General features: G+C 55.9%; 17 protein-coding genes and 1 tRNA gene. 11 read left to right on the forward strand and 7 right to left on the reverse strand.

The window, feature by feature from the left end; all coding sequences use genetic code 11:
* Nucleotides 1-31 precede the first annotated feature (31 nt).
* Together accD and I5192_RS20285 are read left to right on the forward strand one after the other, a co-directional pair.
* Complete coding sequence (accD, locus tag I5192_RS20280) at nucleotides 32-964, forward strand: acetyl-CoA carboxylase, carboxyltransferase subunit beta (RefSeq protein ID WP_170393952.1); 933 nt, start codon at nucleotides 32-34, stop codon at nucleotides 962-964.
* Nucleotides 961-2,235: a folylpolyglutamate synthase/dihydrofolate synthase family protein gene (locus I5192_RS20285; protein WP_223118638.1), complete on the forward strand. Its 1,275-nt coding sequence runs from the start codon at nucleotides 961-963 to the stop codon at nucleotides 2,233-2,235. The genes accD and I5192_RS20285 overlap by 4 nt, the downstream gene beginning before the upstream one ends.
* A 43-nt stretch (nucleotides 2,236-2,278) precedes the next feature.
* Here I5192_RS20285 and zapE read toward each other — a convergent pair whose 3' ends face one another.
* Nucleotides 2,279-3,337 (reverse strand): cell division protein ZapE, encoded by a 1,059-nt coding sequence (gene zapE / locus I5192_RS20290; RefSeq protein WP_223118639.1) that lies wholly within the window; start codon nucleotides 3,335-3,337, stop codon nucleotides 2,279-2,281.
* Between the two features lie 148 nt (nucleotides 3,338-3,485).
* Between zapE and I5192_RS20295 the strand changes: the two genes are divergently transcribed.
* Complete coding sequence (locus I5192_RS20295) at nucleotides 3,486-4,727, forward strand: MFS transporter (protein WP_223118640.1); 1,242 nt, start codon at nucleotides 3,486-3,488, stop codon at nucleotides 4,725-4,727.
* 1 nt (nucleotide 4,728) lies between these two features.
* On the opposite strand, the gene I5192_RS20300 is transcribed toward I5192_RS20295, so the two are convergent.
* From I5192_RS20300 to I5192_RS20320, 5 genes are all read right to left on the reverse strand, one after another.
* A complete protein-coding gene (locus I5192_RS20300; protein ID WP_170625675.1) occupies nucleotides 4,729-5,349 on the reverse strand; it encodes an HAD family phosphatase in 621 nt (206 codons plus the stop codon).
* Nucleotides 5,350-5,490: 141 nt separating this feature from the next.
* The gene (locus I5192_RS20305) at nucleotides 5,491-5,946 is read right to left on the reverse strand and encodes a YaiI/YqxD family protein (RefSeq protein ID WP_170393941.1); all 456 of its coding nucleotides are present in this window, start codon (nucleotides 5,944-5,946) and stop codon (nucleotides 5,491-5,493) included.
* Nucleotides 5,943-7,403 (reverse strand): Si-specific NAD(P)(+) transhydrogenase, encoded by a 1,461-nt coding sequence (gene sthA, locus I5192_RS20310; protein ID WP_170393939.1) that lies wholly within the window; start codon nucleotides 7,401-7,403, stop codon nucleotides 5,943-5,945. Before sthA ends, I5192_RS20305 begins: the two co-directional genes overlap by 4 nt.
* A 3-nt stretch (nucleotides 7,404-7,406) precedes the next feature.
* The gene (gene fghA, locus I5192_RS20315) at nucleotides 7,407-8,240 is read right to left on the reverse strand and encodes an S-formylglutathione hydrolase (RefSeq protein ID WP_170663463.1); all 834 of its coding nucleotides are present in this window, start codon (nucleotides 8,238-8,240) and stop codon (nucleotides 7,407-7,409) included.
* A 102-nt stretch (nucleotides 8,241-8,342) separates the two neighbouring features.
* On the reverse strand, nucleotides 8,343-9,272 hold the full coding sequence (locus tag I5192_RS20320; RefSeq protein WP_170509273.1) for an AEC family transporter: 930 nt from the start codon (nucleotides 9,270-9,272) through the stop codon (nucleotides 8,343-8,345).
* A gap of 161 nt (nucleotides 9,273-9,433) precedes the next feature.
* On the opposite strand from I5192_RS20320, the gene I5192_RS20325 reads away from it, so the two are divergent.
* Nucleotides 9,434-10,051: a TetR/AcrR family transcriptional regulator gene (locus tag I5192_RS20325; protein WP_223118641.1), complete on the forward strand. Its 618-nt coding sequence runs from the start codon at nucleotides 9,434-9,436 to the stop codon at nucleotides 10,049-10,051.
* A 50-nt stretch (nucleotides 10,052-10,101) separates the two neighbouring features.
* Here the strand turns inward: I5192_RS20325 and I5192_RS20330 are convergent.
* A tRNA-Leu gene (locus I5192_RS20330) sits at nucleotides 10,102-10,186 on the reverse strand.
* Between the two features lie 767 nt (nucleotides 10,187-10,953).
* Between I5192_RS20330 and I5192_RS20335 the strand changes: the two genes are divergently transcribed.
* The 7 genes from I5192_RS20335 (at nucleotide 10,954) to I5192_RS20365 (ending at nucleotide 19,738) form a co-directional block, all read left to right on the forward strand.
* A complete protein-coding gene (locus tag I5192_RS20335; protein ID WP_170393931.1) occupies nucleotides 10,954-11,367 on the forward strand; it encodes a hypothetical protein in 414 nt (137 codons plus the stop codon).
* 2 nt (nucleotides 11,368-11,369) lie between these two features.
* The gene (locus I5192_RS20340) at nucleotides 11,370-13,370 is read left to right on the forward strand and encodes a dynamin family protein (RefSeq protein WP_170511876.1); all 2,001 of its coding nucleotides are present in this window, start codon (nucleotides 11,370-11,372) and stop codon (nucleotides 13,368-13,370) included.
* An 8-nt stretch (nucleotides 13,371-13,378) separates the two neighbouring features.
* On the forward strand, nucleotides 13,379-15,028 hold the full coding sequence (locus I5192_RS20345; RefSeq protein ID WP_223118642.1) for a dynamin family protein: 1,650 nt from the start codon (nucleotides 13,379-13,381) through the stop codon (nucleotides 15,026-15,028).
* Nucleotides 15,029-15,053: 25 nt separating this feature from the next.
* A complete protein-coding gene (locus I5192_RS20350) occupies nucleotides 15,054-15,455 on the forward strand; it encodes a hypothetical protein (protein WP_170407295.1) in 402 nt (133 codons plus the stop codon).
* Between the two features lie 22 nt (nucleotides 15,456-15,477).
* Entirely contained in the window at nucleotides 15,478-16,341 is an 864-nt protein-coding gene (locus I5192_RS20355) for a hypothetical protein (protein ID WP_170407298.1), read from the forward strand.
* Nucleotides 16,342-16,409: 68 nt separating this feature from the next.
* Nucleotides 16,410-18,452: a dynamin family protein gene (locus I5192_RS20360; protein ID WP_223118643.1), complete on the forward strand. Its 2,043-nt coding sequence runs from the start codon at nucleotides 16,410-16,412 to the stop codon at nucleotides 18,450-18,452.
* Nucleotides 18,449-19,738 carry a dynamin family protein gene (locus tag I5192_RS20365; protein ID WP_223118644.1) on the forward strand — a complete coding sequence of 430 codons (1,290 nt, stop codon included), beginning with the start codon at nucleotides 18,449-18,451 and terminating at the stop codon, nucleotides 19,736-19,738. The genes I5192_RS20360 and I5192_RS20365 overlap by 4 nt, the downstream gene beginning before the upstream one ends.
* Nucleotides 19,739-19,887 lie beyond the last annotated feature (149 nt).

The raw sequence follows: 19,887 nt of genomic DNA on the forward strand, positions 1-19,887 counted from the left end.
GACGTCAACGCCGCATTATCAAGGTTCCGACATGAACTGGATCACAAACTACGTCCGCCCCCGGATCAATTCGATCTTCTCGCGCCGCGAAGTGCCCGAAAACCTTTGGCACAAGTGTGATGAGTGTGGAACCATGCTGTTCCACCGCGAATTGGCGGAAAACCAGAATGTCTGCACCCAGTGCGACCATCACATGGCAATCACGCCGCGCGATCGGTTCCAACATCTGTTTGATGGCGGTATTTTTTCCGAGGTTGATGTCCCGGCACCGAAAGACGATCCCCTGCAGTTTCGGGATCAGAAAAAATACCCTGACCGTATGAAGGCGGCCCAGAAAAAGACCGGCGAGAAAGAAGCGATGCTGGTCGCCGTTGGCGAAATCGGCCGTACCCCGATCGTGGCAGCCGCGCAGGATTTTTCGTTCATGGGCGGATCGATGGGCATGTATGTAGGCAATGCCATCATTGCTGCAGCACAGGAGGCTGTTAGGCTACAGCGGCCCCTGATCCTGTTTTCGGCAGCCGGCGGCGCGCGGATGCAGGAAGGCATTCTGAGCCTGATGCAAATGCCGCGTACGACGGTCGCAGTGGAGATGCTTAAAGAAGCAAACCTGCCCTATATTGTTGTCCTGACCCACCCGACTACAGGCGGCGTTACAGCCTCGTACGCGATGCTGGGTGACGTTCATATTTCGGAACCCAATGCCCTAATCTGTTTCGCCGGACCCCGTGTGATCGAACAGACCATTCGTGAGAAACTGCCCGAAGGATTCCAGCGCGCTGAATATCTGCTGGATCACGGGATGCTCGACCGAGTGACCAAACGCACCGAGATGCGGGATGAGCTGATCACCATCACCCGAATGCTGATGAAGCAGCCCCCTGCGGTCAAAGGCGACCTTCCTGCGCCCGAGCCGGAAGAAGCCCCAACCGAGGCACCCACCGAGGACGCGGTCGAAAAATGACCTCCCCATCTTCGGATGCCATCCTAGACCGGATGATGGCGCTGCACCCCAAGATCATCGACCTGACCTTGGACAGGGTATGGCGTTTGCTGGCGGCAATAGACAATCCTCAGGTTAAGCTGCCTCCGGTCATTCATATCGCTGGGACCAATGGCAAGGGCTCGACCCAGGCCATGATCCGGGCGGGGCTTGAAGGGGCAGGACATGCGGTCCATGCCTATACCTCACCTCATCTGGCCCGGTTTCACGAGCGAATCCGACTGGCAGGTGAGCTGATTTCCGAACCCGACCTTACCGCCGTGCTGGATGAGTGTTACGCCGCCAATGGCGGTGAGAACATCACCTATTTTGAAATCACCACCTGCGCCGCGCTGCTGGTATTTTCCCGCACCAAAGCTGACTATACGCTGCTCGAAGTCGGGCTGGGCGGGCGGCTGGACGCCACCAACGTGATCGAACGGCCCGAGTTGACGGTCATCACCCCCGTCTCGATCGACCATGAGCAGTTCCTGGGCGACACTTTGGGCAAGATCGCCGCTGAAAAAGCCGGAATCATCAAGCCGGGCGTTCCCTGCATCGTCGGCCCGCAGCAGGATGAGGCGCTGGAAGTCATCGAATATACCGCAGCCCGTCTGGGCGCTCCGCTATTGGTCCACGGGCAGCACTGGCATGTTCATATTGAGAACGGTCGCCTTATTTATCAGGACGAAACCGGTTTGCGCGATCTGCCTATGCCAAACCTACTGGGTGCTCATCAGATCGAAAATGCAGGCGCGGCTCTGGCTGCGTTGCGCCACCTGCAAATGGGCGATGATGCCTACGAGGCCGCTGTGGCCAAGGCCGAATGGCCCGCGCGCATGCAGCGGCTAAAAACCGGTCCTCTGGTCGAGCAGGCCCCTCAGGCTGAGTTGTGGTTGGATGGTGGTCACAACGCGGCTGCAGGCACTGCTTTGGCCGAGGTTCTAGCCTCACTACCAGAACGTCCCACGCATTTGATTTGTGGTATGCTGAATACCAAAGATGTCACCGGTTATCTCGCGCCATTGGCCCAAAGGGCAGACAGCCTGACGGCCGTATCGATCCCGGGTGAGCAGAATACGCTGAGCGCGGACGAAACCGCCGCCGCTGCTGCTAAGGTGAATCTGGCCGCCACAACAGCAGACAGCGTCACAGACGCGCTCGCCGCAATCACCGCTCAAACCCCTGATGCACGCATTCTGATCTGCGGGTCGCTTTATCTTGCGGGAAACATCCTTAGAGAAAACGCCTGATCCTCCGCCTGATGAAAAAGATCCTGCGCCAGGGCAGCACCCCCTATCTGCCCCAATCCTTGTCTTGCATCTCCCGCAGGCGCGAGGCCGTACGCTCAAACTCAAAAGTTCCTTCTCCTTCGACATAGAGCATCTCGGGCTCGGCAGCGGCGGAACAAATCAGCCGAACTTTCGCCTCATAAAGCGAATCGATCAGGGTGACGAAGCGCTTGGCCTCATTGAAATTATTGCGTGACAAACGCGGGATATCTTCAAGAACCAGTACCTTCAGCGCTTCTGCGATGGCCAGGTAGTCTCCCGGACCCAACATTCGTCCGCAGAGGTCATAAAACGAGGCCCGTGCAACGCCGTTGCGAAAGGCGGGCAGGACAACTTCGCGACCCTTCACCTGAAGAGCCAGCTCTTCTGCCGGTCCACCCGACAGATCATTCCAAACCCCACGAATCTTCTCCCGCGCTTCGGGCCCGATGGGGGTGAAGTAAACCGGCGAGCCTTCAAGTCGGTTCTGCCGGTAATCCGTGGGTGAAACCAACTCCCACACTTCCAGTTGCTCTTTGATGTGCTGTATGAAAGGCAGAAAAAGCTGCCGGTTCAACCCATCCTTATATAGATCATCCGGATGTCTGTTCGAAGTCGTAACGATAACGACACCACCCTTGTAGAGCAGATCAAACAACCGCCCCACGATCATCGCGTCGGTGATATCGATGATCTGCATCTCATCAAAGGCCAGCACCCGCGCCGATTTGATGACTGCATCGGCTACAGGGACCAGCGCGTCCTCAACGCCGTCTTCACGCGCCTTGTGCAGACCGGAATGGATTTCCTGCATGAACGCATGAAAATGCACCCGTCGAACTGGGATTTCACCCAATGTCTCGACAAACATGTCCATCAACATCGACTTGCCGCGCCCAACACCTCCCCAAAGATACAAACCCTTAGGTGGCGGCGGCGCTTTGCGGAAAAATCCACGCTTAACCGGTTCGGCCAAGGTTGCCCGAATGCGCTCAAACCGGGGCAGCACAGCCTCTTGCGCGTCGTCCCGGGTCAGTGTCCCATCAGCAATAAGATCTTCATAGTGTGAAATTAGATCCGTCATGAGTTGAGCCATACCGATCGCTTCGTGTGTTGAAAAGAAACCTTTTTTCCAGACACATCAATTTTGCTGAACTGGCGTCACAAAACTCCTGAATTGACGCGCCGAGTTGTACCGCTAACGTCTGCTGGGACCAATCTTCGGAGCCTTAATGTCGCAATCCACCCGTTTGCTGAACCCGATCCTGATCGTCGGCTGTATCGTAATTACAGTCAGTTTTGCCGTACGCGCCTCTTTTGGTGTGTTCCAGATACCGATTGCGGATGAGTTCGGCTGGCTACGCAGCGATTTTTCGATGGCGATCGCCATACAAAACCTGGCTTGGGGGATCGGCCAGCCGATCTTTGGCGCCATTGCGGAAAAGATAGGTGATCGGCGCGCCATCGTTCTGGGCGCTCTGACCTATACGGCGGGAATGGTCCTGACGGCATGGTCCGTTACCCCGTTTGAACATCAGATGTATGCTTGGCTCGTGGGTTTCGGGATCGCTGGGACGGGGTTTGGCGTGGTCCTTGCGGTCGTAGGTCGTGCCTCATCGGATGCGAACCGCTCGATGTCATTGGCGATTGTCACCGCAGCGGGCAGTTTCGGGCAAGTCATTGGCGCACCCACAGCAGAGTGGTTGCTGACTTTCTTACCCTGGCAGCAAGTGTTTCTGATCTTTGCGGTGGCTATCCTTGCATTGATTCTGACATTGCCATTCATGCGCGCGCCTCAGCCCATCAGCAGGACGGAGCTAGAGGAGAGTATGGGGCAGATCCTGTCCAAGGCATTCCGCGACCCGTCTTATTCGCTGATTGCGATCGGCTTTTTCAGTTGTGGCTATCAACTGGGCTTTGTCACAGCCCATTTCCCCGCCTTCGTCACCGAGATGTGCGGCCCGATCCAACCCGGTGGCTTCTTACATTCGATGGGGATCACCACAACTTCAGCCTTGGGGGCGATTGCGATTTCGTTGATTGGGTTGGCCAATATCGGCGGAACCCTTTTGGCCGGATGGGCTGGAAATCACTTTCCGAAGAAGTACCTGCTCGCGGCGGTTTACACCGGCCGAACGCTTGCCGCAGGTGCCTTCATCGTGTTCCCAATCACGCCCTTGTCCGTGATCGCATTCTCGCTTGTGATGGGATCGCTCTGGTTGGCGACCGTACCGCTAACATCTGGCCTTGTCGCACATCTCTATGGCCTGCGGTACATGGGCACGCTCTACGGGATCGTATTCCTGAGCCATCAGATCGGCAGTTTTCTGGGCATCTGGTTAGGCGGGCGCATGTACGACCAATTCGGTGATTACACCATGGTTTGGTGGATCGGCGTCGCTATCGGAGCGTTCAGCGCCATCATTCACCTGCCCATCCGCGAAAATCGTTCACCAACCGGCGTGACAGCCTGAGCTATGCGGCCTCTTCAGCGGTCAGCAGCCCCTCAGAAACCAATCGATCCGCCCAACCCTGCGGATCGATGAAGTGATGCGTTTGCCATCCGCGCGCCCTTGCTGTTTCGATATTCTCGATCCTGTCATCTGCAAACAAAAGCGCCGAGGGAGGGATGCCGCAATCGGCCTCAACCATTTCGTAAATTGGCATATGAGGTTTGACCGTCTTCATCCGACCCGAGACGTATTGACGATCAAACTCATTCAGAAACGGATAAACGGTAGTGGCATAGTCAAAATTCTGAACCCCAAAATTCGTCAGGGCAAAGACCGGGATCTTCTTGGTCCGCAACGCGCGCAGAAGTCGCGCTGAATGTGGGATCTCGGGCGCGGCCAGTTCGATCCAGTTGTCATGCCACATTCGGATTTCATCGCGCCATTCCGGGTACTTGTCCGCCCAATTGTAAATCGTATCCGTGAAATGATGGCCCTGATCTACCAGATCATTCATCCCATGCAGATCGACCTCGTCAAACATGGCGCGACGACGATCCTCGCCGATTACCCGATCATAATAGCGCTCGGGCTGCCACTCGATCAGCACATTTCCGATGTCAAAGATGACGGCTTCAATGGCCATGACTTAATCCCATACCAGTTCAATCACAACGACTGAACCAATCGCAGGTCAGAGATGCAAGCGCCAACCGCAGCGCGGCACGCGCTGCCCAGCCCAACGGAAGGATATGCATCTTTGATGCGTCTCTGACCGGCGGGAGCACTACCTGCGAAGGGCAGCGCGTATCTCGCGCTCAAGCGCATCCAGAAAACGCGAACGGTCGGCTTTGCCAAATGGTTTTCCTCCGCCACCTGTCCCCAGCGGGTTTGCCGCGCGAAGGTCCGCCATCAGATCGCGCATTGCCAATTGCTGACCGATATTGGCCGCGGTGAAAGCCTCACCACTGGGCCGAAGCACGCGTGCTTCGGCTTCAATACACTTGGCGGCCAGCGGTATATCAGAGGTAACGACAATATCGCCGGTGCCGCAGCGTTCGGCAATCCACTTATCCGCCTCATCTGCTCCCGAGGCGACGATCACTACCTGCACCAACGGGTTGGCAGAGGGGCGTAGCCCTCCGTTTGAGACCAGAACCATCGGCACCTTGTGCCGGGTTGCCACCCGTTCAGCCTCGGCCTTGACCGGGCAGGCATCCCCGTCGATGTAAAGCGTCGTCACGCCTCTTTGACCTTTGGCGCTGACTTTGCCTTTGGCGTCGATTTGCGCACCTTGAATTCGTCCGGAATGGGCATCCGGTTAAAGGCATCCAGCCCCGCGATTTTGTAAGCTTCGGCAAGGGTCGGATAGTTGAACGTGTTCTGCACGAAGTAATCCACCGTGCCTTTCAGGTTCAGCACCGCCTGCGCGATATGGATCAGCTCGGTTGCGCCTTCGCCGACAATCTGAACCCCTAAGACCCGGCGGGTCTTGAGCGAGAACAGCATCTTCAGCATGCCATGCTCCAACCCCATGATGTGCCCGCGCGAGGTTTCGCGGAACCGGGCCACACCCACTTCGTAGGGAATACCACGCTCCTGCAGTTCTTCCTCGGACATCCCGCAGGTTGAGATTTCGGGGACCGAGTAGATCCCATACGGATACCAGGGGCTTTCCGGCAGGGTTGGAGTCTCCAGCGCATGACAGGCCGCGACCCGCCCTTGTTGCAACGAAGTTGAGGCCAACGACGGATGCCCGATGACGTCTCCGGTGGCATAGATATGCGGCACCGAGGTCTGATAGGTCTTGCGGTCCACGCTGATACGATTGCGATGATCCGTTTCAATGCCAACCGCGTCCAAGTTCAGCGCCGAGGTCGCCCCCATCCGGCCGGCTGCAAACAGCAGCATCTCGGCCCGGACGTGCCGCCCATTGTCCAGCGTGATCTCAACATGGCTACCGGCGTCTTCTATTTTCTCGACGGCTGCCCCCAACCGCAGATCGACGCCATTTTCACGGATCTGATGTGTGAAATCGTGGATCAGTGTCTTGTCGATGAAATCCAGAAACGTCTCGCGCGGTTCGATCAACGTCACCCGGACATCAAGCGCCGAGAACATAGTTGCATATTCAACGCCGATCACGCCCGCACCGATCACGCAGAGCGAACGCGGGATTTCCTCCATCTCAAGGAAATCATCCCCATCGACGACAGTTTTGCCATTGAAAGGCACGTAATCTGGCCGGTAGGTCTTGGTGCCGGTGGCGATCAGGAATTTGGCTGCTGTCAGACGCGTGGATTCGCCTGCATCCGTAGCCACCTCGATCTCGTGTGGCCCCGTGAACGTCGCCAACCCGTTCAGCGTTTCAACATGGTTGCGGTTGAACTGATGCTCCAGCACATCGACCTCATGATCGAGTGTCATGTGCAGCCGTGCTTTCAGATCCTCGGCGCTGATCTGATCCTTGACCCGGTAGGAGCGCCCATAAAAACTGCGCTCGCGCCAGCCTGACAGGTTCAGCACCGTCTCTCGCAAGGTTTTCGATGGGATCGTTCCGGTATGAACAGAGACACCACCAAAACGATCTTTGCGGTCAATCACCAGCACCCGGCGCTGCAATTTGCCTGCCTGAATCGCCGCCGCCCGGCCTGAAGGGCCCGAGCCGATGATGATCAGGTCATAGTCATATTTGCTCATGCCTCAGTCCCCATACAGCGCTTCGGCGTGGAAGGTGATGTGATCCTCCATAAAGGTGGACACGAAATAATAGGAATGGTCATAGCCGGGCTGCAGTCGGTAAGTGGCCTGCTGGCGACGCTCGGCAATTGCCTGCGCCAGTGCCTCCGGGCGCAACAGATCCATAAACTGATCGTTTGCACCGGTGTCGATCAGGACCGGTCCGTCAAAGCCTGTGCTTTTCATCATCGCCGACGCATCATGCTTGGCCCATGCGGTCTCATCATCGCCTAAATACGCGCTGAGTTGCTTGCGACCCCAATCCGCCCCCATGGGGTTCGAGATCGGCGAGAAGGCCGAAACAGACCGGTAACGCCCGGGCAGGTTCATCGCCAGCGTTAATGCGCCATGCCCACCCATCGAATGCCCGGTGATGGCCTGACGATCAGGATCAATCGCAAAGTTCTCGGCCAGAAGGGCCGGCAGCTCTTCGGCAACATAATCCCACATGTTGAAGTGAGGCGTCCAAGGGCTTTGCGTGGCATTGACATAGAACCCTGCGCCTTGGCCAAGGTCATAGTCTTCGTGATCTGCCACGCCTTCGCCGCGTGGTGAAGTGTCGGGGAACACCAGCGCAATGCCCTGTTCGGCCGCCCAACCCTGGGCACCCGCCTTCGTCATGGCGTTTTCATGGGTGCAGGTCAGGCCCGACAGATACCACAGAACAGGAACGGGGCCGTCCTTGGCTTCGGCCGGAAGAAAAAGGCCAAATGTCATATCACATTTGCAGGCCGAGGAAGCATGGCGATAAACGCCCTGCACACCACCAAAACAGGCATTTTCCGAAAGGGTTTCCATCAAGCTGATCCTTACGTTGTGTCCGGGCCATGGCTAACGCTCTGCAGCGTCGGCGTAAAGTGCAGCCACCTCTGGAAAGCTCATTTTTCGAAAAGGTGAAGATCAGAATCCGCTGACCCATCCTATCGCCAGCGGGACGGTCAGAATGCTGGCGATGGTAGATAACAGGATGGCAGCAGATGCCCGTTGCGGGGCCACACCGTAGTGCGCGGCCAGCATGTAAACATTGCCCGCTACTGGTAAAGACGCCGCCGCGATTGCGACCATCGCCGGAAAGGCGGCAACCGGGATCAGCCAAATCACCATTAGTGCGACGAAAAGCGGATGCAGCACCAGCTTGCAAAAGCTTAACCAACCCGCGATCTGGATGCGCTCGGCCGATTTGTCCGCCAGTGATGCCCCGATGGCAAATAACGCACCTGGCGTAGCAGCGCCGCCCAGAATCGTCAGAAAATCATTCAGAGGCACCGGTACAGGCGCTTTTAATGCAGACCAGAGCAATCCGGCGGAGATTGACAAGATCATGGGGTTTCTCAGCAGGCCAATCCCGATCAGGCGCATCGTCCCCAGGCTGAGCCGACCATCGCGGCCACCGTTGATCAGGATCACGATCAATGAGGAAAACACAACCAGATCAACCGTCAGCACCAACATCACTGGACCTATGGCGGCTTCGGAGAATAACAGCGCAAGCATGGGCAGGCCCAGAAACCCAACATTGCCAATAGCAGCACATTGCGCCTCGACCGCGGCGGTGGGGATGTCCAGCCCTCGGAGATAAGCGATAGCCGTCGCCAGCGCATAGACGCCAGCAGTGCCGATCAGATACCCGATCACCAGCCGACCGTTGAAAATTTCGGCAAAGGGCAGGGTGGCGGCAAACCGAAATAGCATAGCCGACAAAGCAAAGAAAAACACGAACTTGGTTAGATATGCTGTCGCCTCGGGAGGGAAAAACCGGCTGCGTCCGGCCCAGAACCCCAGGCCGATGATTGCGAAAAAGGGGAGAGTGCGCAGAAATATCTCGACCATGGCAACGTGTTAACATGGCTGGTCTGGCTCGCAAGGTTGACGCACGGTCGGCGGTACGATTGAAGCCGTAACGTTGTGCCAAAACCGCTATCGGAGTGAAAAGCGTTGAAACTGAACCGAACGGTTTATAGTGTTGCAGGATATCGCAATCCGGAGACACCATGACCCAAGCCGCCACCATCCTGCGTACAGGCCGTAAATTCGACCAGGTGTTACGTGGGGCCCGAGAGGTTTTCATGGCGGATGGGTTTGAAGGTGCAAGCGTCGATGACATCGCGCGTGCGGCGGGTGTTTCGAAGGCAACGCTATACAGCTATTTCCCCGACAAGCGACTGTTGTTCACCGAGGTTGCCCAGACCGAATGTCGCCTGATGTCCGAGCGCATCCTGTCGATGATCGATGAGACCAAGCCAGCCCGCGAGGTGCTGACGATAGCAGCCACTCAGCTTACGGCTTTTCTCGTCTCGGACTTCGCGCAACAGGTCTTTCGCATATGTGTGGCCGAACGCGACCGATTCCCCGAGCTTGGTAAAGCGTTTTATGAAGCAGGACCGAGGAACGGCCAACGCCAGATGGCCGAATATCTGACCAAGGCAGTTGGCAAAGGTGAGTTGGCGGTTGAAGACGTCAACATCGCGGCCGAGCAGTTTTCTGAACTGTGCAAAGTCCGACTATGGGGCCGCGCGGCTTTCGGTATCCAAAATCGATTTGACCAGAACGAGATAGACGAGGTTGCATTACAGGCCGTCGACATGTTTATGGCCCGCTACGGCGTTTGAACTGCGTAAGTTCGCCAGCGATCAATCACATTGATGGTAAGAAGTCGTGTTGGTGCGGGTGGAGGGACTTGAACCCCCACGCCTTGCGGCGCCAGAACCTAAATCTGGTGCGTCTACCAATTTCGCCACACCCGCAACCCGATGCCGAAGCACCGCGACGACGCGCTGAATAGCAAAGCTTTTGAATGAGTGCGAGAGGTAAAATCAAGCGAGAGGGCAGTTTATTATCGTCTCGCTGGAAACAATCTTTTGCCCAAGTAAGTTTAACCAGAACTCGCATGTGCCAAATGTTAAAGAACGTGCCTTGGACAGTGAAAATGCAGTTTGGCCAGTCTTTCCAGCACGAACAGTGCTCAGGTGCTGGTTTTGGTCGTAATTTCACCTGTGTGAAGGCCCGTTTTCTGGTCCTTCTTTTTGTTTCCATTTAGCGAACATTTATCGCAATTTTTCTCTTTATCTTAAACTCGCATACGTTGAGTCGCTCAAAGACTTCTTTGTGTGGAGCACATTCCAAAAAGTGTAACTTGAGGTGAGTGGTTTCGTATCGAATTTCAATCAGAGGTTCCTTCGATCACAGAAATAGAAATTATTTCTATATATTTCAAAAAAGTAAGAAGCAGCATGTAAATCCTTGACGCTACGGAACCTCGGACTTTTTAACAAGCAATCAAAGCCATAAAAACTTGGGCAACTCGTCAACGTCGTGGTTTACACTCTCATAGGTTGAGGTTTTTCTATGAGACGCCATCATAATTGTGCCACATTTCAAACGCCAAAATATCCTATTCGCGTCAAAATAACACCGCGGTAATCGTAATTGATTGGGCGCAGGAGTTAATGAGTCTTTTTGCCTTCTGGCACCGTGCGAGTTTCTGCTCAACTCCAGAACAAGGGTCTCTGTCGTGACCAACCAGATCAAATCCGTTGCTTCCGAGCAAGACGCTGTCAGCCTTGCGCGTGAAAGCTTTATTGGCGAACTGAAAACCCTGAACCGTCAGCACCCTGGCACAGGATTCGGCGTCGCTCTTCGTACGCATTCGGGCAATCGCTACTTGCTGGCTAATGCCCGCATGCCGCTGCCTGCCAACAAAACAGATGATTTTCCGACCGGACGCCGTGTGGCTTGTTTGGAAAATGGTGAAGGCTTCAGTTCAATCGAAGTTCTGGCTGATTCTTTCGCATATGAATCGATTTCACCGCGAACCGAGGCCGCAATCCTCGGCAACGCGCTGGATCTGATCGCACGAATCGACACGCTTGCAAGCCTGCCTGACGGGGCAGGGAACCACATCGCTGCAACTGGTACCGGAGGCTGACCATGGCGCGTAACGACCACCTTCTGTCTGTCGGAAACGAGTCCCTGTCTGAGATGACAGAGGCAATGACCTCGTTGACGACACAGATCGACCAATTGACAGAGGTGGCGGATGCGCGGTCTTCCGCACGGCTGGCTGCGCTCAAGACCAAAATGGAGAATTTTACCGCCAGTGTCACGATGGTGGGGCAGGTGAAGGCCGGCAAATCCTCGATCGTGAACATATTGGCCGGGCGGCCAAATCTTTTGCCTTCGGATGTGAACCCGTGGACCTCGGTGGTTACAACGCTGAACATCAACACCCGCACAGAAGGCGACACCCGTTCCAAATTCACATTCTTCGAGCAGGAAGAATGGGACAATCTGATGGTTGGCGGCGGTCGTCTGGGCGAGTTGGCCAATCGAGCCGGTGCCGATGATGAGATGGACGATATTCGCCGTCAAATCGGCGAGATGAAGGCCAAATCAGAGGAGCGGCTTGGGAAGCACTTTGACCTGATTCTCGGTCAGAGCCACCAGTATGATTATTTCGACGATGAACTGATTCAGCGATATGTCTGCCTCGGGGATGAGGATGACCCGGATATCGACCCCAAGACGGGCCGTTTCGCCGATGTGACTAAATCGGCCGAGCTGTTCATGGATATCCCGCAATATCCGATCTCGCTCAAGCTCTGCGATACCCCAGGTGTGAACGATACCTTTATGGTACGCGAACAAATCACCCTACGCAGCCTGCGTGGATCAGAGGTGTGTGTTGTTGTTTTGGCTGCCAGCCAGGCGCTGACCACGATGGACATGGCGCTAATGCGGATCATCGCACAGTTCGAGAACCGCCAGATCATCCTGTTCGTGAACCGCATCGATGAATTGTCAGACCCGGTCAATCAAGTGCCTGAGATACGTGATCGTATTCAAGACACACTGAAACAGAACAACATAGACGCCAACACCAGCGTTGTTTTTGGCAGCGCTCTGTGGGCCGAGGCTGCGCTAACCGGAAACCCGGACATTCTAACTGAGGAATCGCGCGAGGCGTTGAACACCTTCTATCTGGCGGCTGGATTTGGCGATCAGGCTGCATCGCTGGATAAGATCTGGGCGCTATCAGGATTGCCTGATCTGCTGCTCGCCATGAATGAGCGTATCGCTGAGGGTGCAGGAACGCGTCTTTTAGATCGCGTTCGCCATCGGGCGCGCAACATTGCCAGCCAGATCCGGGCGACTGCAGTGGCCAAGACGCTGTCTAACTCTGACGGTATCGTTCGGGATCTGGACGGTGCGTCGCCCGAAGAAGCGATCGCAAAGGTTTCGGCTGAGTACGAAAAGAAAGCCTCGGAACTGACAACCAAGCTTCGCGACAAGGTATTAGAGCGACTTGCGTCTGCGGAAGCAAATTTTGTCAAACGTGCGACGGATTCTCTGATCTCACATCTGGAACAGAATGGTGAGCAGGGTACATGGCAATATGATCCAGCAGGTCTGCGCACCTTGCAGAAGGCGGCATATTTCAGCTTTGCCCGATCCATGCGTAAGGATGCCGGTGCTCTGTATTCGGCTGCTGCAGCGGACGTGGAGGCACTGTATCAGAAGCTGCTGGGCAACCACTTGGGTGAATTCAACATTGAAGCTCCGATCGTGCCGCGTGTACCCCCGCCATTAGGGATTGGCCGCACAATCGCACTGGACCTGCAGAGCACATGGTGGCGACGTTGGTGGCAACGCCGCAAAGGGTTCGAAGCCTATGCCGCAGATTATACGCGACTGATCGCGTCCGAGGCGAACTCGATCACTAAAGACATCGAGGAAAACCAGATCGCCGCAGTCCTAGAGAACGTGCGGGCCGCGCTGACCGACTTTATTGCCGAACAGAAAGACACGCTGCTCAGCATCTCGCAATCGCCTGAAAGGGCTGCGGCCCAGATGGCCGAGCAGAAGCCGCAGAAATCACGTGACGATATTCTGGGCGATATCCTGAAAGACCTTAGTAACGAAGCAGCATAAGAAGAGTTATGGTAAAAGAATCACAAACCCGCTTCGTCTCTCCCAAGGCTTGGAACCGCATCGAGCAGTGGTCCCGCCGCAAACCTGTGTTTGCGCTCATGGGGGAATTCAGTGCAGGCAAATCGACGTTGATGAATTTCCTGCTGCGCAAACAGGCACTGCCGACGCAGGTCACAGCGACGCAACTGCCGCCGATCTGGTTCAGCTGGGGCAATCGACCCGCCTATATCAAACGCCATGATGGTAGTACGCAGAATATCGAATTGGATCAGCTTGAACAGGTTGGTGTCAACGACGCCCAGTTCATTCGCATCTTCCTTGAAGCCGACATTCTTGAGGCGGTCGACCTGATCGACACACCCGGCATTTCGGACCCGAAGATTTCGACGGATGTCTGGCAACGCGCAGTTGGCCAGGCCAATGGTGTGTTGTGGTGCACGCACTCGACCCAGGCTTGGCGCGAAACTGAACGTGCCACATGGGTTTCGCTGCCGGAACGGCTGCAGCATAAATCGCTTTTGCTGGTGACGCGCGCAGATGCATTGAATCAGAAAGACCGGCAGAAGGTCTTGCGCCGCGTAAATCGCGAAGCGGGTCATTTGTTCAATCGCACGATCCTGTTCTCGGCCCGTGATGCTATCATGGCCCGTGACAAAACCGGTGACGCCGAGCTGTGGTCACGCAGCGGCGGCGGCAAGATGGTCGACAGTTTCCTTGAGATCACTGAGCAGATCATGGACAGCCGTGCGGATATGCTGTCGCGCTATCAAATTGACAAATCCCTGTCAGACGCACCCAAAGTTCAGCCATCGCGGCCCGAGAAAACCTCTGGTGATGCACCGCTGAAACTTGTCACGCCGATGGAAGATGACTCTGCCGAGAATGATGTGGTTACAAGTTTCCCGGTACGCCCTGCCCGCGTGGAGCGTCGCACCGAGGAGTCGGGACAGGCGCGGATTGATGCAGAAGAAGCCGAGCGGATGCGCGCGGAAATGGCTACCGAAGCGGAGCCTGCTGATGAAGACTTACGTGCCTTGTTCTCTGACAAGACGGAAGATCCGCTGGATCTGAACCTCTTGGCAAACCCCATCACCGACGTGGATGAGTTTGATTTCATGGATGACGATGATGAGGAAGAGCAGGAAGATGCCGAACTGATCGTCTTGGGTGAAGAAGAGGACGAAGCGGAAGCAGTCGAAGCTGCGGACACCGAACAAGAGCCGTCGGAAGACGCCGAAGAATCATCAGATATCGAAGTATCGGTTTCGTCGATTACGGCCCTGTTGGCGGAACAGTCGGAAAACTCGGCAGACGAATATGAACCGGAGCCCGAATCGAATGCGCTGGCTCCAAACCGCGTCGTATCAATGGTGGGTGAAGCTGCTGCCGAAGAGATTGAAGATGCAGCCGATGACAAGGCAGATGATTTGGGCGATCGCCTCATAGAAGCGCCACTCAGTGCTGCAGCAATGTGGGGTGAAATCGTGGCGCGTGAGAACCTGCCTGACGATGCAAATGGCCTGAAAAGCGCCTTTGCAGCATTCTTGTCCGAGTTTGACCAGATTGCGTTGGAACATGACGCTAAGCGGAATCAAGACATACCGCGCGCCGTTTCTGAGGCTCGCAAGAACGGCGGAGCGGAATGGCATGCGATTTAGATTAAACCCGAAGGTGGGCATCTGAATGTCGATTGACTCTGCTCTGGCTTCGGCCATCGAAACCATACCCGACTGCATCGCAGCTGGGTATGTCGACATGGAGACCGGCATGTTATTGGGCGTCGACGCGTCGGACCAAGACAGCGCTGATGCGCTCGAAAATCTCGCACTTGCAGTAGCTAATCTGTTTCAGGGACGCGGAATGAAGGGATTCGAAGAACTCCTGCGTGCGGCAAAAATCGACGATACTGAACACCCCGGATTTGGGGAAATCGCGGTGTTCTCAAACGACCGGCTGCACATCTTTCTCAGGACAACAGAATATCCTGATCACGTGGTATGCTATATCTGCCGCGACAGCGCGAATGTCGGGCTGGCGCTTACGAAATCACATCTCAGCCTCGGGCCGGTGGCGGCCGCGGTGTAGACGGGACCAGAGGGGGTCACGCATGATGGATAGTGAAATACTGGATATGCTCGAAGGGATCGGGCGGACTTCGATCGCGCGCTTATCGCCTGCAATCTACCTATCGGGTAGCAGCGCACTGTTACGCCGGAATGAGGTGCTGGGGGCCATCCGGGGCACGATCTTGCCTCGGCGTTTGGAATTTACGGCGGCTGACGGGGCAACTTTGGCTATCGAAGTCAACAGCTCTCGGGTCACCGACGTATTCCGCTGTGCTTCGGGCCCTGTCCCGGATTTTGAAACCGAAGCACGCGAAAAACTGATCGAACGACTGGCGCAAGTGGTGTCGGAAATTGCAACGGCACCCGGCCCGCTTGAGTTGGTTTCTCTGCGCCCGGATACGGCGCTTGAGGCTGATGACGTAGGGGTTACCTTTTCGGAGGTCGAAGCGGCCTGCGCGCGGATTGAACTAATCGAAGAGCCGCGCATGGCCATCGTTTCCGACCAGACCTTAGAACCAGAAGCCCAGCCAGAAACTGCGTCACAAGGCGCCACCAGTATTGCCGGAAAATTCTTTGAGGGCGCGGATCGGTTCGCATTAGGTCGAATACTGATTGGGTCGACTGAAGACGAGATGCAATTTGACGGGTTGTGTGCGCAAGGCCAAGACGCACATCCGGACACGGATATATTGGCCCGATTCACCCGGGATCTGGCCGGATGGCAGGCCGATGGTTCCGATGCTTTAACTGATCCACAGCTGATCGTCATTCGCCCGACAGGTGGACAAGGCGCGGGTCTCGCCATCTTGTGCGACGGTCAGGAAACCGCCGCCGCCGTTCATGACGCCCGCAAGCTGGGCGCTGTCGTCAACCTATGGAAAACATTGAATAGCGCCGTTGAATAACCGCGTTCCTGCCAAATAGTGTCCACTTTGCAAAGTTAAACAAAATACGAGTTACCAGGGTAAATCTTATGAGTGAGTTAAACCGCCGCGAGCTTATTCGCATCGCAGAAGACATGAACGGGACGAGCAATGACGAAACGCGTCACTTCATCTCGCGCATCGTTGACGACTTGTCGAACCTCAAGCCTTCGATAGCATTCGTAGGTCAAATCAAGGCCGGAAAATCGCGCTTGATCAACGGTTTCACCGGGCATGCAGAATATCTACCCTCGGACGTGAACCCATGGACGACAGTGATCACCGACATGCATTTCGGTCATCCGTCCGGTCGGACGTCGGGCGCCGAGTTTCATTTCTTCGACAATCGCCAATGGCAGGCCCTGATCGCCGAAGGTGAAGAGTTGCGCAACATGTTCCCTGATGAAGAGGACAGCTACAAGCGCGAGATGATCGAAGAGCAGGTCGAGGCAATGAAAACCCGCGCCAAGCTGCGCTTGGGGGAAAGCTACAAGCACCTTCTTGGCGAGCATCACGATCTGGATGAGCTGACCTCGGATGACCTGGCGCGCTATGTCTGTGCCGGGGATGACCCGACAGATGAAGACCAGTATGACCCCGGTTCAGATCGGGGCCTTTACAGCGACATCACCCGTAAGGCCGAGGTCTATTTTGACATTGGCCATTTTCCGTATCCGGTGACAGTCACAGACACACCCGGTGTCAATGACCCGCTGCTGATCCGTGAAGAGATTTCGCGCCAGTATCTCAAGGAATCCGACTTTTTCGTCGTCGTGCTGTCTGCGCATCAGGCGTTGTCGAGGGCTGATCTGAAGCTATTCCGCCTGATGCAAGCGCTAGAGCTTGGTCAGATCGTGGTCTTCATCAACCGCGTGGACGAATTGGGCGGTGGCGCCGAAGATGCCGGCAAGGTGCGCACTGACGTATTGGATGGGCTCGAACAGGCGCTTGGCAACTCGGAGATTGACGTTCTGATGGGCAGCGCCCAATGGGCCCATTATGCGCTGACCGGGGATGAAACCGGAATCGACCATGATCAGATTTTGGCGTGGCTGAGGGCGCATCCCGAACAGATGAAGCAATATCTTGACGGCGTCGAAGAGATCAAACAAGGCCCCGGCCCCATTAGCCGCGAAGGTGTATTGCGATTTGCCGCGATGATCGCGTCGGGTCTGCCCGATCTGCGCCGTCATGTGACCAAAGCCCTGACCGAAGGGCCACGCCAAGAACAGCTTAATATTGCGTGGCAGCACTTAAACAGTTTTGCCCAAGGTGAGCTTGAGCGCAGCACGGCGCGGCTTCGTGCGATTGAGGAAAAGGATGGTCCTGACACAGCGGATGTCGAAGAAAACAACAAATCGCTTTCTGAGTTGCGTGCGCTAGTTGAAGATAAATCCAAGGCCATCACCAATGATATGGACGATGTATTGGCCAATTTGCGGGGCGTTATGGATGACACCGTCGCCGAGGCTGTCTCGATCGTTGTGCGCGGCCCTGATGGGCAATCGCCTTTGCTGGCCAAAGACGGAGATACTGAGCTGAACTTTACGCCTCTGCGTGAGCGGATGCGCGAGCTTGTCCAGGGCGCGACACAGGTGGTACGGCAGCGCATGCTTAGTGAGCTTTACGCTATCGATATGCAGACCAATGCTGCTTTGCGCGCCCTGCCCGGATGGCAGGAACCCGTGGACAATCGCATGAATACCAGTGCGGTGCGTTGGTTCCGTCCGAACACAAGCGCGCTGACGCGTGGCATTACGGTTGAGTTGCGTGTGACATGGCTGTCGCGACTGATATCGCGTCGCAGTGTGTTGAACCGCGCCGAACGGATGATCGTGCAAGAGTTTGAGATGATCGGAGACGATCTTGTAGATACCGCCAGAAGCGACCTGATCGAACGGATGAAAACCGTTCTTGACCACTATATGGCGCTGCTGGCCGGGCATCTGGAACATCGCGCAGGCCCCGATGGGTCGAACGCGCGCGCCGAAGCGCAACGTGCGGTTGACCAAGCGCGGCGCATCAGCGATGAACTAGGGGCGGTGCACGGAACTGCACCCGTGGACACTCGACAGGCAGAGGCCGCAGAATGATTGAATTCCCCGGAACCGAGAAGGAAGTGCGCCAGCTAGAGCGTTTCCTGACCGCCACCGAAAATGCACCCTCATCGGCAGAGCTGGATGATATGCGCGCCCGCGCGCTGGCCCATGCCGAGCGGCTTTCGAACGCGGTTTCCATTGGTTTTGCCGGGGAGTTTGGAGCCGGAAAGTCCAGCCTTGCCAACATGCTGGCGGGGGCAGACATTCTGCCCACCGGGCCGCAGCATCTGAAATTGCCCCTGGTGATCGTGGCCTATGCTGATACGCCTGAGACAACCGTTGGTTGGTGGGACAAGGAACCCAAAGTCTATTCGGGTATAGCGCTGGAAAAGGCAGCGGCTGACGAACCCGATTTCATCTCGGTCGGGTTGAACACCCCGGCCCTGCAGGAGATTTCGCTGTTTGATCTGCCCGGTGCCGGTGCACTGGATGATACCTACAAGCAGACTCTAAATTTGCTCGACTATGTGGATTGTGCGATCTGGTGCACCAACGGCACCAACGCCTGGCGTGAAACCGAACGCCATTTGTGGTCGCAGGTCCCCCAAAAGCTGCGCAATAACAGCTTGTTGGCTGTAACACATGCCGATTTGCCTCCGGTGCGGGATGCTCTGGATCGGGTAGTCGCACGCCTGAACAAGGAGAAGGGCGATTTGTTTCGCGCGGTTGTGACCATCGGCACCCCGGTTGCGGTACGGGCCATGGAACAAGAGCCTGAACCCGACTTTGCTTTGTGGGAAACCTGTGGCGGGCAGAACTTGGCAGAACAGGTTTTGCACATAGCCTCTGATCACCGTCGCCATGATCTTGAGGCCGCCCAAAAAGATCTGGCTGAAGAGTTTATGCCTTATCTGGAGAACCTTACTGGTGCGGCTTCGACAGATGGCGTTGAGGCCGACGGCAATACTGTGCAGGCAAGCCTAGAGGCCGCCCTGCCCCCCCTGGACAATCCGATCCTTGAAGACTGGCTTGCGGCCATCGCCAGCATTTACAACGATCTGCGTGAAAGCTCGGATATTGAACCGGCGGCCTTCCTGCAAAGCTGTCAGGAAATCGTCGAGGATTTTGCCGAAAGGTTAGAATCTGGTACCGAAATCGATCCCAAAGCAGACTGGGTTCCGGCCGAGTTTGAAAAGGCCACTGACCTGTTGCTGTTGCTGCAGTTTGAAACCGGGGACGCACCGCTGAAGGATGCAATAAGCATTCTCGCACAACTCAGCGACAATCTGGCTTGGGCGGGCAGCTCTGTTGCGTCGGCGCCCCCAAAAACCGGCACATAAGTTTTTCCCGCTTGAATTGAGCCGCATCGCAGCGATTCGAAGCGTTCGGAATCAGCGCGATATTGTTTCGAATTCGTGGACCAAGCGTCTATTTCGGCGGTATAGAATCCATTTCTTCCATCAGGCAAACACGACATATAGTGTAATGA

The sequence above is a fragment of the Ruegeria sp. SCSIO 43209 genome (assembly GCF_019904295.1).
In the GTDB taxonomy this organism is placed as follows: domain Bacteria; phylum Pseudomonadota; class Alphaproteobacteria; order Rhodobacterales; family Rhodobacteraceae; genus Ruegeria.

What these genes read in the sequence shown, in the direction of transcription:
- accD (WP_170393952.1), top strand. Translation starts at nt 32, where the DNA reads ATGAACTGGATCACAAACTACGTCCGCCCCCGGATCAATTCGATCTTC.
- I5192_RS20285 (WP_223118638.1), top strand. Translation starts at nt 961, where the DNA reads ATGACCTCCCCATCTTCGGATGCCATCCTAGACCGGATGATGGCGCTG.
- zapE (WP_223118639.1), bottom strand. Translation starts at nt 3,337, where the DNA reads ATGACGGATCTAATTTCACACTATGAAGATCTTATTGCTGATGGGACA.
- I5192_RS20295 (WP_223118640.1), top strand. Translation starts at nt 3,486, where the DNA reads ATGTCGCAATCCACCCGTTTGCTGAACCCGATCCTGATCGTCGGCTGT.
- I5192_RS20300 (WP_170625675.1), bottom strand. Translation starts at nt 5,349, where the DNA reads ATGGCCATTGAAGCCGTCATCTTTGACATCGGAAATGTGCTGATCGAG.
- sthA (WP_170393939.1), bottom strand. Translation starts at nt 7,403, where the DNA reads ATGAGCAAATATGACTATGACCTGATCATCATCGGCTCGGGCCCTTCA.
- fghA (WP_170663463.1), bottom strand. Translation starts at nt 8,240, where the DNA reads ATGGAAACCCTTTCGGAAAATGCCTGTTTTGGTGGTGTGCAGGGCGTT.
- I5192_RS20320 (WP_170509273.1), bottom strand. Translation starts at nt 9,272, where the DNA reads ATGGTCGAGATATTTCTGCGCACTCTCCCCTTTTTCGCAATCATCGGC.
- I5192_RS20325 (WP_223118641.1), top strand. Translation starts at nt 9,434, where the DNA reads ATGACCCAAGCCGCCACCATCCTGCGTACAGGCCGTAAATTCGACCAG.
- I5192_RS20340 (WP_170511876.1), top strand. Translation starts at nt 11,370, where the DNA reads ATGGCGCGTAACGACCACCTTCTGTCTGTCGGAAACGAGTCCCTGTCT.
- I5192_RS20345 (WP_223118642.1), top strand. Translation starts at nt 13,379, where the DNA reads ATGGTAAAAGAATCACAAACCCGCTTCGTCTCTCCCAAGGCTTGGAAC.
- I5192_RS20350 (WP_170407295.1), top strand. Translation starts at nt 15,054, where the DNA reads ATGTCGATTGACTCTGCTCTGGCTTCGGCCATCGAAACCATACCCGAC.
- I5192_RS20355 (WP_170407298.1), top strand. Translation starts at nt 15,478, where the DNA reads ATGATGGATAGTGAAATACTGGATATGCTCGAAGGGATCGGGCGGACT.
- I5192_RS20360 (WP_223118643.1), top strand. Translation starts at nt 16,410, where the DNA reads ATGAGTGAGTTAAACCGCCGCGAGCTTATTCGCATCGCAGAAGACATG.
- I5192_RS20365 (WP_223118644.1), top strand. Translation starts at nt 18,449, where the DNA reads ATGATTGAATTCCCCGGAACCGAGAAGGAAGTGCGCCAGCTAGAGCGT.